Origin of the sequence: Massilia sp. ST3, assembly GCF_018119405.1 — a bacterium.
Taxonomy (GTDB): domain Bacteria; phylum Pseudomonadota; class Gammaproteobacteria; order Burkholderiales; family Burkholderiaceae_D; genus Telluria.
In genome coordinates this window covers 13,658-26,241 of sequence record NZ_JAGPWC010000002.1, presented here as the reverse complement: position 1 = coordinate 26,241, position 12,584 = coordinate 13,658, and the positions used below count along the sequence as shown (strand labels likewise).

The following is a 12,584-nucleotide window of genomic DNA, read 5'->3' as shown; positions in this document are numbered from 1 at the left end:
AAACCGGAGCAGCCATGACGCAGCTACGCCTGTCCGGCCCGCACGACGCGCCGGCGCTGGCCGGGATCTGGCGCCGCAGCGTGCGCGCCACCCACGATTTCCTGCGCGAGGAAGACTTTCTCGAGATCGAGCGCCTGGTGTCGGACCACTACCTGCCGCAGACGAACCTGTGGGTGATCGAGCATGACGGCGCGCCCGCAGGTTTCATGGGCCTGAGCGGGAGCCACGTCGACGCCTTGTTCATCGACCCGGCCCACAATGGCCGGGGGCTCGGGCGCGCCATGCTGGAGCATGCGGCCCGTCTGCTAGGCGCTCTCACGGTGGACGTGAACGAACAGAACGCGGCGGCGATCGGCTTCTACGAACGCATGGGCTTCCACCGCACCGGACGCTCGCCGCTGGACGACGCCGGGCGCCCGTATCCGCTGCTGCACCTGCGCCAGGACTAATCCGCTTCACCACCTTTCGGACTCTTCATGCCTTTACACTTCACCCCGCGCGCCGCCGCCGTCCCCGTCGCCGCTTGCGCTGCCCTGCTTGCCGGCTGCGCCACCCAGCCTTCGCCGCAGGCGCCCGCCGACGAACCCGCCTACGTGGTGCTGGGCGAAGGGGGCCAGGGCACGGCCCGTCTCGTCACCCGCGCGCGCGCCTGCCCGGACATCGTGGTCGACGGCCGGGCCGCGCCGATGCGCGTGCGCGTGCCGCATGGTCCGATTCCGCTGCGCCCCAACGGCGACCCGGCGCTGCGCGACGCCCCCAACAGCGCCGTGCTGGCCTGCGAATTCGCGCTCCCGCCCGGCGCGCGGTCGGCCGGCGTGCGCGGCCAGGCGCTCGCGCTGCCCATGGCTGCGCCGCGCCGCATCGTGGTCCTCGGCGACACCGGCTGCCGCCTCAAGAAGAGTACCTGGCAGGACTGCAACGATCCCGGCAGCTATCCCTTCGCCCAGGTGGCCGCTTCCGCCGCCGCGTGGAAGCCGGACCTCGTCGTGCACGTGGGCGACTACCACTACCGCGAAGACCCATGCCCGGCCGGCCGCCCCGGCTGCGCCGGCAGCCCCTGGGGCTATGGCTGGGATACCTGGCGCGCCGATTTCTTCGCCCCTGGCGCGGCGTTGCTGCGTGCGGCGCCCTGGGTCATGACGCGCGGGAACCATGAATCCTGCGCCCGTTCGGGCCAGGCCTACTGGCGCTACCTCGACCCCCGGCCCTACCAGGCGGGACGCGACTGCGACGAGCCCGTCAACGATGCGCTGGGCGACCACGGCGAGCCTTATGCGGTGCCGCTCGGCGACGGCGCCCAGCTGATCGTGTTCGATACCTCGAACACCAACTGGCGCGGCCTGTCGGAAAGCGATCCGCGCCGCGCGCGCTACCGCGAAGCCTGGCGCCGAATCGACGCGCTGGCGCGCAACGCGGCCTACAACATCGGGGTCGACCACCATCCGCTGTTCGCCTTCGGCGCCAACCAGGACGCCAAGACGGGCAAGGTCACGCTGTTCGGCGGCGACAAGGGCATGCTGGACGCCTTCGGCGACATGGACAAGGCTTATTTGCCGGCCTCGATCAGCATGCTGCTGTCGGGCCATGTGCACCTGTGGGAACAGGTCAGCTTCTCGAGCCGCCATCCGACCCAGCTGGTGAGCGGTTTTTCCGGCACCGCCGAGGACACGGTGCCGCTGCCGGCGGCGATTCCGCCCGGGGCCGAGCCGGCGCAGGGCGCGGCGGTCGAGCACTTCAGTTCCTGGGTCGACGGCTTCGGCTTCATGACCCTGGAGCGTACCGGGGCGGCGAGCTGGGAGGTGGGCGTGTGGGACCGCGAAGGCCGGCGCCGCAACCGCTGCACGGTCGAGGGCAGCAAGTCGCGCTGCGAGCTGGCCCAGGTCTCGGGGAAGTAGGCGAAAAAACGTAGTGCATTCGCACAAATGCGATTGCCTTCCTTACACTTTTGCGGCAGTATGGATGGGTGGCGCCGGCCCGCAGCGGCCCGGCGCACGATCAGCTACGGAGCGGATTCGTCCGCTTCTTTCGTCCCCCGCCACGTGCGGGGGCTTTTTTGGCGCTGTCACCGCTGCGTGTGGAATTTGAACTGTCGGGCTCCATCGCAGTCCAACCGTAATCTCACGGACCAGCGGAGCGGCGATGGAAAAGCAGCGCTTTGCCAGTTGGCTGAGGCAAGTTTCCGTACTGACCAGGCGCCAGCGTCTCCAGCTGATGATCGCCCGCGACCGCACCGGCGGCACCCACGATGTTATTACCGGACGGGGCGCCGTCGCCAAGGATCAATTGCACCTGCATCTGCTCCCTGTGCTCGCCCCGATGTCCTGCTGGTGACCGATGGCCACCCGGCTTACCGCTCCTTCGCGCGCGAAGCGGACATTTCTCATGAGTTCGTCAATCTTCGTGGCGGCGAGCGGGTGCGCGGCGCCGTCCACGTGCGGAACGTCCATAGTTATCACCGCCGCTTCCGCCAATGGCCGGCGCGCTTCCATGGCGTCGCTTCACGTTACCTGCCGAACTACCTGGGCTGGCAATGGGCGCTGGATGGAGCCCGCATCGCCACGCCGGAGCGGTTCTTGCGCACGGCGATTGGCGTCTTCAACACGTAACGGGCACAGCGCCGCGTTTTTTTGGCGAATGCCGTTCAGGTGCAAGTCAGAGCTGGGACAGAGGAATCCTGCCGGTGTCGTCGGTGTCCAGCTGCTCGATCAGGACGTCGAGATCCTGCTCCAGGCGCAGCAGGGTCTGTTCGTCGAGACTGGCCAGCGCATCCGGCAGCACGCCGGTAAAGGGCATGGGCGCGCGCGCCAGCACTTCGGCGCCGGCCGGCAGCACGCGCAGCGCGACATTGCGCCGGTCGGTGCTTTCGCGGCTGGCCGCGACGAAGCCGCGCTCGACCAGGCTGCGCACCAGGTTGCTGGCGGTGGACTGGTGGATGTCGAGTTCGCGCGCCAGGTTGGTGGCGCCGATGCCGGGCTGGCGCTCGATCACGGACAAGGCCCACAGCTGGGCGCCGCCCACGCCGGTATCGCGCTCGACCTGGCGGAAGTGGGTTTTGACGGCGTTGAAGACGATGCGGAACTGGCGCAAGACCCGCTGCGGCGGGGTGTCGGAAGGAAGGGAAGGGGTATCTGGTCGCATGCCGCGATGATACCCGAAGCGGGCCGCCGGCGGCGGGACGGCGCCGCACTGGCGTGCATATTTTGCTACGCCGTAACGTCCCGCCGGCTGCAGCGCTTCTTTGCTAGCATCGGGCAATGCGAAGCACGCCAGCGAACCCAACCTTCACGGGGACAGGCGCCCTCTCGCGCGCAGCGGTGGCCACTTTCCTGCTGGGTCTCGCGTTGACCGTGGTGCTGTGTGCCGGCCTGCGGCAAGCCGAGTCCGAGCGGACGCAGGCCGAGTTTGCGCAGCGCGCGGCGGTGCGCGCCGCCGCCGTCACCCGCGCCTTTGACGAGGCGACGGACGCCTTGCGCGCCACGAACCTGTTTTTCCAGGTTGCGGGCGAGGTAGGCCGCGACCAGTTCGACGCCTTCGCCCAACCCCTGATCCGGCGCCACGGCTACCTGCAGGCGCTCGAGTTCCAGCGCTTCGTCAGCGGCCGCGAGCGCGCCGCCTTCGAGTCCGAGCGGGCGCGCCTGTGGCCGGACTTCGCCATCCGCGAGCGCGGCCCCATCGGCCTGGTGCGCGCCGCCCCGCGCGAACGCTATCTGGTTAACGACTATGTGGTACCGATAGTCGGCAACGAGCCGGTGTACGGCTACGATGCCCTGTCCAATCCCGCCCAGCGCGGCTTCAGCATGCGCGCCGTGGATACCGGCGAGCCGGTCGCCAGCCCACTGATCGACCTGGTGCAGGGCGAATGGCAGCGGCGCGGCATCCTGATCGCCATGCCGGTGTACCGGCCGGGTGCGCGCCTCGACGGCGTGGCCGAGCGGCGCGAGGCGGTCCAGGGGCTGACCGTGGTGGTGATCGACGTGGCCCTGCTGGTGGGCGGCAGCCTGGACGCCGTTCACCTGCTGGGCGACCGCGACTTTTCGCTGGCGGTGAACGCGGCGGGCGAGGACGGCGTCATGCTGCGCGTGTTCCGTCACGGAGAGCAGCCCGGCCCGTTGCCCTGGTGGCAGGTGCTGGCCGGCGAATCGGAGTTGCGCCTGGAGCGCGAGTTCCAGGTCGCCGGCTCGCGCTGGCAGCTGGTGGTCGAGCAGCGTCCGCAAGGCATCGCACACCACCTGGCCGAACTGGCGGCCCTGGCCTTCGGCCTGGTCCTGAGTCTGGCGATCGCGGGCCTGGTGCAGCAGCGCAGCGCGCGCACCCGGCGGATCGAAGCCCTGGTCGACGAGCGCACCTCGGCCCTGGACCTGGCGACCAGCTCGCTGCGCTTGTACGAGCGCGCGATCGAGGCCAGCGCGAATCCCATCCTGCTGGTGAGCGCGTTGCGCCCGGGCTTCCCGATCGAATACGCCAATCCGGCCTGCGTGCGCACCTACGGCTACCCGGTCGAGGAGCTGGCCGGGCGGCCGCTGGCGATGCTGGGCGGCGACAATGCCGACGAGCCCGCCATGGAAGAGCTGCGCCAGGCCCTGCGCGAGCGGCGCGAAGGCCATGCGCTGGTGCGCCAGGAGACCCGCGACGGCATGGAGCTGTACAGCGACGTGTACATTGCGCCGGTACGCCGGCCCGGCGGCGTCACCGAGCATTTCGTCGTCACCGTGTACGACGTCACCAAGGCCAAGCGCTACGAGGCCGAGCTCGAGCACCGCGCCCAGTACGACACCCTGACGGGGCTGGCCAACCGCGCGCTGCTGGCCGACCGCATCGAACGCGCCATCGGCACCTCGGGCGACAAGCCGGTGTGGGCGGTGGCGCTCGACATCGACCACTTCAAGCTGATCAATGACACCCTGGGGCGGCGCGCCGGCGACGAGGCGCTGCGCGCGCTGGCGCGCCGCATCGGCACGTCGATGCGGCCGGCCGATACGGCGGCGCGCGTGGGCGGCGACAACTTCATGCTGGTGCTGTGCGGCTGCGCCGACGAGCGCCAGGCCGCGGCGCGCCTGCAGGTGGTGCGCGCCGCCGTGTCCGAGCCGCTCGAGATGGAAGGCCAGATGCTGGTGCTGGGCTGCACCGCCGGGGTGGCCGGCTATCCGGCCGACGGCAAGGACGCCGAGACCCTGGTCAAGCACGCCGAGATCGCGATGTACCGGGCCAAGGAGACGGGGCGCAACGCGGTGCAGTTCTATGCCCCGCACATGAATGCGCGCGCGATCGACCGCCTGGCGCTCGAAGGCGCCTTGCGCCTGGCGGTGCAGGACAACCAGTTCGAACTGCACTTCCAACCCCAGGTGGACCTGGCCAGCGGCTACGTGGTCGGCACCGAGGCCCTGATCCGCTGGCGCCACCCGCAGCTCGGCACCGTGCGCCCGGACCGCTTCATCGGACTGGCCGAGGAGACCGGCCTGATCGTCCCGATCGGCGCCTGGGTGCTGCGCAGCGCCTGCCGCCAGAACCAGCGCTGGCGCCGCGCCGGCCTGGGGCCGCTGCGGGTGGCGGTGAACTTGTCGGCGCGCCAGTTCGCCGAACCCGACCTGGTCGAGACGGTGGCCCGCGCGCTCGAGGAAACCGGCTTGCCGCCCGACTCGCTCGAGATCGAGCTGACCGAGAGCATGATGATGGCCGACGTCGAAACCGCCATCGAGACCATGGGCTGCCTGAAGCGCATGGGGGTCAAGCTCTCGATCGACGACTTCGGCACCGGCTACTCGAGCCTGTCCTACCTGAAGCGCCTGCCGGTGGATGTGCTCAAGATCGACCGCTCCTTCGTCAAGGACATCGTCTCCAGCGCCGACAGCGCCGCCATGGTCGACGCCATCGTCTCGCTGGCCCACGGCCTGCGCATGAACGTGATCGCGGAAGGCGTGGAAACGCTGGAGCAGCTCGACTACCTGCGCAACTGCGGCTGCGACGAGGTGCAGGGCTATGTGTATTGCCAGCCGCAGCCGGTGAAGGACGTCGAGCCGCTGCTGCGCGCCGGGCGGGTGCAGCCGGCGCCCCTCGACGCCTAAGCGCCCTGTGGGCGCTGGCGCACCGTGGACGCGCCAAGGGTCGGCTATACTCCAGCCACGGCGGATCGCGGCGCAAGCCTTCCCCACCCTTTACCCCAGCGCACGAAAGCAGGACGATCAGTGGACCAGGACGAGAAGACGAGCAGGTCGAGCAACCCAGTAGCACGCCATGGAAAGCGCCTGGTGGCGGGCGCGAGCCGGCATGCGCAGGCCGGCATGACACGGGCCAGGGAGCGCCTGCGCGACCGGCCGCTGTGGGAGCAGGTTTCCCTGGTCGCCCTGTGGTCGTTGGCAGGACTCCTGACGATCTTCTTCGTATACCTGCTGGCCCTGGTTCCGCTCACGCCGGGCATCGAGGACCTGAACCAGGCGCGCACCGCGCGCGCCTCCAAGATCCTCTCGTCCGACGGCAAGGAACTCGGCACCTTCGAACAGGGCCTGCAGGAGCGGGTCAAGCTGTCGCAGGTGTCGCCGGAAGTGATCAAGGCCCTGATCTCCACCGAGGACCACCGCTTCTACGAGCACCACGGGGTCGACTTCACGCGCATCGCCGGCGCCATGTGGGCGACCCTGAAGGGCGACGCCCAGGGCGGCTCCACCATCACGCAGCAGCTGGCGCGCAACATGTTCCCCGAGGAGATCGGCCGTGCGCGCAGCATCAGCCGCAAGATGAAGGAGCTGATCACCGCCATCAAGATCGAGAACACCTACAGCAAGACCGAGATCCTCGAAGCCTACCTGAACACCGTGCCCTTCCTGTACAACGCCTACGGCATCGAGATGGCCGCGCGCACCTACTTCAACAAGCCCGCCGCGCGCCTCGACGTGCTGGAAGCGGCGACCCTGGTCGGCATGCTGAAGGGCACCCACTACTACAACCCGGTGACCAACCCGGAGCGTTCGCTCAAGCGCCGCAACGTGGTGCTGTCGCAGATGCGCAAGCATGGCGCCCTGAGCGAGGAGCGCTACCGCCAGCTGTCCAAGCGCCCGCTGCGGGTGCGCTTCGCGCGCTTGCCGGACCGTAGCGGCCGCGACAACCACTTCACCGCCTTCGTGCGCAAGTGGCTGCTCGAATGGGCCGACGAGAACGACTACAACCTGCAGCTCGACGGCCTGGTGGCCGAGACCACGCTCGACCTGGGCCTGCAGGAAGCCGCGGAACGCGCGGTGGAGCGCCAGGCCAGCGCGCTGCAGGCGGTGGCCGACGTCGAATGGTCCCAGGCCAGCCTGGTGCGTTCGACCTCGTCCGGCATGTACCAGTCCATGCGCGGCGACGTGAATCCCTTCGCCTATTACTGGAGTTCGCGCCAGCGCACCCTGGACGCCTTCGTGCGCGAGAGCGGCGACTACCGGCGCGCGGTCGAGGAGGGCGAGGCGCCCGCGGCCGCGCTCAAGCGCCTCAAGGCCGACCGCAAGTTCATGAACGAACTCAAGGCGTCCAAGTCGCGCCTGGAGGCGGGCTTCGTCGCCATCGATCCGGCCAACGGCGAAGTGCGCGCCTGGGTCGGCAGCCGCGACTTCGAGCGCGACCAGTTCGACCACGTGGCCCAGGCCCTGCGCCAGCCGGGTTCGACCTTCAAGCCCTTCGTGTATGCGGCGGCGCTGGAAAAGGGCATCGCCCCGGACCAGACCTACCGCGACGTGGTGCAGGACATCCGCGCCGCCGACGGGACCGTCTGGCGTCCCACCGACATGTCCGGCAACAGCGGGCGCAGCATGACCATGCGCGACGGCCTGGTCTACTCCAAGAACACCATCACCGCCCAGGTGATGCAGGAAGTCGGCCTGCCGCCGATCGTGCGCCTGGCCCAGGGCATGGGCATCCGCCAGAGCAAGCTCTCGGCCGTTCCTTCGCTCGCGCTGGGCACCAGCCCGGTGACCCTGCTGGAGATGGTCAGTTCCTACGCCACCATCGCGGCCCAGGGCGAATACCGCAAACCCGTGTTCGTGCGCCGCATCCTCGACCGCGACGGCCGCGTGGTGGCCGATTTCGGCGCCGCCGTGCCGGAGCGCGCGCTGTCGCAGGAAACCGCCGTGACCCTGATCGACATGCTGCGCGGCGTGGTCACGCGCGGCACCGGCGGCGGGGTGCGCTACCGCTTCGGGATCCAGGGCGACGTGGCCGGCAAGACCGGCACCACCCAGAACAACACCGACGGCTGGTTCATCCTGATGCATCCGAACCTGGTGGCGGGCGCCTGGGTCGGCTTCAACGACAACCGGGTCACGATCCGCAGCACCTACTGGGGCCAGGGCGGCCATAACGCGGCCCTGCTGGTGGGCGACTTCTTCCGCGCCGCCCTCGACAGCGGCAAGCTGGACCGCGAAGCGCTGTTCCCCGGCGGCCGTCCGCAGGCCGCGCCGCGCTACGAGGAAGAGACCGAGGAAGAATTCGAGGAACTGCCGGGCGACATGCCGGTGGAAGTCATGGTGCCCGAGGAAGAGGCGGAGCCGGCGCCCCAGCCTACGCAGGAAGAAATCGACGAGGCCAACGAGGAGCCGCCGGTCGAGGAACGCTCGGTACCGCCAAGCGAAATCGCGCCGCCGCCACCGCCCACCCAGGTGCAGGGCGCGCCCGCGGTAGACGGGTTTTGATCAGTGCGCGGCGGCTTCGCGCTCCGGCGCTGGGCCGCGCAGCAGCGGGTAGGGGTTGAGCGCTCCGCCCGCCGCATAGATTCCATAATGCAGGTGGGGCGGCGTGCCTTTGGCGTTGCCGCTGTCGCCCACGTAGCCGAGCACGCGGCCCGGCGCCACCCGCATGCCGGCGTGCACGTCCGCATAGCCGTCCAGGTGGGCGTAGTAATGACGCTGCCCGGCCGGGCCCAGCACCCAGACCACCAGTCCGCCCAGGCGGTTGGTGCCGACCCGCAGCACGATCCCTTCGGTACTGGACAGCACCGGGGTGCCGCGCTTGGCAAAGATATCGATTCCCTCGTGCCGGCGGCCTGCGCCGCGCGCGGCGTGCCAGGTGTCGCGCAAGCCCTTGGCGCGCACGCCCTGCACCGGCACGGCGAGCGCGGCCGGCGCTGGCATCGCCGCCAGGCGCATCGCATACAGCATGTGCCTGAGCCAGGGCTCGAGCAGGGCGTAGCCCAGGAGCAGGATGGCGGCAAGCAGGAAGCTGCGCAGGAAGGTTCGCATGGCGTCCCCATCGGTTCGTTCCTGTACAGGTATGGGCGGATGGCCCGATTCCCAGGGTGGCGGGCAGCTTCCCGGCGTCAGGCGGCGCTGGTGGCGGGCGCGCTGTCCTCGCCTTGCGGGGCGGTGGTGTCTGGCGCCGGGCAGGCCGGGAAGCTGACGGTGAAGGTACTGCCGCGGCCCTGTCCTTCGCTCTCCACGTGGACGGTGCCGCCGTGCAAGGCCGCCAGCTGCTTGACCAGGGCCAGGCCCAGTCCCAGGCCGCCCTGGGCGCGGTCGATGCTGGTCGGGCCCTGGACCAGGACGTCGAAGATCACCGGCAGCAGCTCGGGCGCGATGCCCACGCCCGTATCGCTGACCTCGACCACGGCGCGGCCCGCGACGCGGCGTCCGCGCACGGCGATGCTGCCGCCCGCCGGGGTATACTTGATGGCGTTGTGCAGCAGGTTGTCGATGATCTGCTCCAGGCGCGTACGGTCGCCGTCGACCCAGGCGTCCTCGACCTCCACGCTCCACTGGTGGTTGCCGGCGTCCACCAGCGACTTGGCCGAGCAGCAGGCGCGCAGCAGCTCGGCCAGGTCGACGCGGGCCTGCTGGAGCACGATCTTGCCGGACAAAATGCGCTGGACGTCGAGCAGGTCGTCGACGATGCGGGTCAGGTGGCGCATCTGGCGGCGGCTGATGGCGCGCGCATTGGCCGCGAGTTCCGGCTTGACGGCCGGCATGTCGAGCACCGCCATGGCGCCCGAGATCGCCGCCAGCGGATTGCGCAGCTCGTGGCCCAGCATGGCCAGGAAATTGTCCTTGGCCCGGCTCTGGGCCTCGGCCAGCCTGCGCGCATGCTGTTCGCTCAGCAGCAACTGCTCGCGCTCGTCCTGCAGCGACTGGCGCACGCCGCTTTCGCGCGCCAGCGCTTCGCTGGTGTGGTGCAGACCGCTCAGGAGGGCGTCGACTTCCTCGACCCGGGTCGGCTCCGGGCGCGGCAGGGCGCGCTGGCCCAGCGAGCGCGCCGCCGCCGCCGCATGGCGCAGCGCGGCCTCGAGCTTGTTGCCGAGGAAGGCGGCCACCGCGAGGGCCAGGCCCATCAGCAGCATCAGGGCCATGGCCGCGTACAGGGTCGCGGTGCGCGCGGCCGCTTCGATCTCGGCGACCGGCACGCCGATCACGACGGTCCAGTTGCTGGTCTGCGAGCGGGTGAAGACCCCATAGACCTCGGCGCCGTCGTGCGTGGTGTGGCGGAACACGCCGCTGCTGGTGGCGCGGGTGGCAGCCAGGAAGTCGGAACGCATCGGCTTGCCGACGATGCTGCCGGCGTGGCGGTTGCGCACCAGGGTGGTGCCGGTGGCGTCGAAGATGCCCACCACCCAGTCGCGCCCGAGCGCGTCGTGGTTCAGGATGCGCTCGAAGTGGCGCACGTCGAAGATCTGGCTGACGATGTAGTGCTTGCCGCCGCCGACCGGCGCCGGCACGTCGACCGACACCGTCGGGCGCTGCGACAGGGTGCCGATGAAGTAGCCGGAGACCCGCGTGCCGCGTTCCGGCGTCACCTGGGCGGCCCAGGCGCCGGCCTTGGCCGGCAGCGGCGTACCGAAGGGAACCAGGGTATTGAACAGGCCCCGGCCCTGCTGGTCGGCCAGCACGGTCCAGGACCACAGGCTGCCCTCGTTGATCGACGTGGCCCAGCGGTGCAAGCGCTCGTAGTCGCTGCTGCGCAGGCTTTCCGAGTGGGCGATGCCGCGCAGCGAGGATTCGGCGGCGGCGATCTCGCGGTCGATCTGGAAGGCCGTGGCGCGCGCCATTTCCTTGACGCTGCCGATGCGCGACTCCCGTTCCCAGTCCAGCAGCATGGACAGCCCGATCCAGAAGGCGATCGCCACTGGAAGCAGGATGGCGGCCGCCATCAGGAACAGGTAAGTACGTGTCTTCATCCGTCGTTGCGTAGTACAGGGAAGCGGGGACGGCAGGGCGCCCGGCAACAATCATTGTACTTGCATTAAGTTTTTCTTGTCAGATATTTGTCGTGAAGGCAACTTTTGCACGCCTCATTCCTTGTTTGGAGCGGCCTGGGGTTCCCATCCGCGGCTGCGCGCGGCCGCTTCGCCCGCCGCATCCAGGGGAGCCCCCGCGATGCGGGCGTCGATCGCGTCCAGCACGGCCGGAGGCAGGGCGCTGCCGGCCTGGCGGTAGCTGCCTTCCGCCTGTGACGGGCTTTCGGCCAGCACCGGAATGCGCCAGGCGCCCCCCTGGCGGCAGGCCAGTCCGGCCGAGGGACCGTAGACGAAGCCGCGGCAATAGCTGCCGTCGCGGGCGGCGAAGCTGATGCCCACCTGGGCCACGCCGGTCCTGGCGCCGCCGGGCTGCCGGTCCAGGGCCTGCGCCAGCTCGCCGTGGGCGGCCAGGATCCCGCCATCGCCGCCGATGGCCGGCTGGCCGCCTCCGCCCGGTCCGTTCTGGCCCAGCAGGATGCCCACCGCCAGGGTCGCGGCCAGTGCGCCCCATTCCGGCCAGGACCAGCGCCGCCGGACGGGCGGCCGGACCTGTTCGGCCGGCTGTACCCGGCGCACACGCGCCGCGTTGAGCTGCACCACCCGCGCCGCCAGGTCTGGCTGCAGCCGTTCCGGAACGGGCTCGTCGAGGATGGCGGCGAAGGCGCCGGCAACGTCGCGGCGCAGGGCGCGGTGGCGTTCCACGGCGGCGGCCAGCGCAGGATCGTCGCGCATGGCCTGCTCAATGGCGGCGCGCCGCGCAGGGTCCAGTTCACCGTCGGCGTAGGCCATCAGGGTTGCGTCGTCGAAAGTCATGATTTCCTCGCCGGTGGGTTGGACAATGGGTCGTCAGCCAATAATTGCTGCAGGGCCTCGCGGGCGCGGGCCAGGCGGCTGGTCAGGGTGCCGACCGGGATCTCGAGCACCTCGGCCGCCTCCTTGTAGGGCAGGCCGTCGACCAGGACCAGGCCGACCACCAGCCGGTGCTCCTCGGACAGCAGGCTGATCGCCTTCTGGACCGCCAGGCGCTGCTGGTGGGCGGCGGCGTGGTTGTCACCCACCTGCTCGCCGTCCTCCTCGGGCGCGAACAGTTCGGCGCGCCGGGTGCGGCTGCGCACCTCGTCGATCCAGGCGTTCTTGATGATCCGGAAGATCCAGCTGTCGAGGCGGGTACCCGGCTCCCACTGTCCGCTGCGGCCGAGCGCGCGCTCCATCGCGATCTGCACCAGGTCGTCGGCGTCTTCGCGGTGGAAGGTCAGCGCACGCGCGAAGCGGCGCATGCGGGGCAGCAGGGCGGCGATCTCGTTGGCCAGCATGGTGTCGTCAGGGTCCGATCTACAGACAGAGAAACAGAGAACGAACGGGAACGGGATTTTCTTCCCTGTCGCGGACGTTCTTC

9 protein-coding genes and 1 pseudogene are annotated in these 12,584 nt (G+C 70.0%); 5 read left to right on the top strand and 5 right to left on the bottom strand.

Annotated features, from left to right (window positions below):
- Positions 1 to 14: 14 nt before the first annotated feature.
- The 3 genes and pseudogenes from KBW98_RS00950 to KBW98_RS00940 form a co-directional block, all read left to right on the top strand.
- Complete coding sequence (locus KBW98_RS00950; protein WP_211518212.1) at positions 15 to 449, top strand: acetyltransferase; 435 nt, start codon at positions 15 to 17, stop codon at positions 447 to 449.
- A gap of 27 nt (positions 450 to 476) precedes the next feature.
- On the top strand, positions 477 to 1,895 hold the full coding sequence (locus KBW98_RS00945) for a metallophosphoesterase (RefSeq protein ID WP_211518211.1): 1,419 nt from the start codon (positions 477 to 479) through the stop codon (positions 1,893 to 1,895).
- Between the two features lie 301 nt (positions 1,896 to 2,196).
- Positions 2,197 to 2,606 (top strand): annotated as a pseudogene (locus KBW98_RS00940) (IS1595 family transposase); the annotation flags it as partial.
- A gap of 46 nt (positions 2,607 to 2,652) precedes the next feature.
- Here KBW98_RS00940 and KBW98_RS00935 read toward each other — a convergent pair.
- On the bottom strand, positions 2,653 to 3,138 hold the full coding sequence (locus KBW98_RS00935; RefSeq protein WP_211518210.1) for a MarR family winged helix-turn-helix transcriptional regulator: 486 nt from the start codon (positions 3,136 to 3,138) through the stop codon (positions 2,653 to 2,655).
- 116 nt (positions 3,139 to 3,254) lie between these two features.
- Between KBW98_RS00935 and KBW98_RS00930 the strand changes: the two genes are divergently transcribed.
- Both KBW98_RS00930 and KBW98_RS00925 read left to right on the top strand, forming a co-directional pair.
- Entirely contained in the window at positions 3,255 to 6,062 is a 2,808-nt protein-coding gene (locus tag KBW98_RS00930; RefSeq protein WP_211518209.1) for an EAL domain-containing protein, read from the top strand.
- Between the two features lie 216 nt (positions 6,063 to 6,278).
- A complete protein-coding gene (locus KBW98_RS00925; protein ID WP_229428903.1) occupies positions 6,279 to 8,657 on the top strand; it encodes a penicillin-binding protein 1A in 2,379 nt (792 codons plus the stop codon).
- Here the strand turns inward: KBW98_RS00925 and KBW98_RS00920 are convergent, their stop codons facing one another.
- The 4 genes from KBW98_RS00920 to KBW98_RS00905 form a co-directional block, all read right to left on the bottom strand.
- A complete protein-coding gene (locus KBW98_RS00920; protein WP_211518207.1) occupies positions 8,658 to 9,203 on the bottom strand; it encodes a M23 family metallopeptidase in 546 nt (181 codons plus the stop codon).
- A gap of 77 nt (positions 9,204 to 9,280) precedes the next feature.
- Positions 9,281 to 11,128, bottom strand: coding sequence for a sensor histidine kinase (locus KBW98_RS00915; protein WP_211518206.1), 1,848 nt, complete (start codon positions 11,126 to 11,128; stop codon positions 9,281 to 9,283).
- Positions 11,129 to 11,242: 114 nt separating this feature from the next.
- Positions 11,243 to 12,001: an anti-sigma factor gene (locus tag KBW98_RS00910; RefSeq protein ID WP_211518205.1), complete on the bottom strand. Its 759-nt coding sequence runs from the start codon at positions 11,999 to 12,001 to the stop codon at positions 11,243 to 11,245.
- Positions 11,998 to 12,501 carry an RNA polymerase sigma factor gene (locus KBW98_RS00905; RefSeq protein ID WP_211518204.1) on the bottom strand — a complete coding sequence of 168 codons (504 nt, stop codon included), beginning with the start codon at positions 12,499 to 12,501 and terminating at the stop codon, positions 11,998 to 12,000. Before KBW98_RS00905 ends, KBW98_RS00910 begins: the two co-directional genes overlap by 4 nt.
- Between the last annotated feature and the right edge of the window lie 83 nt (positions 12,502 to 12,584).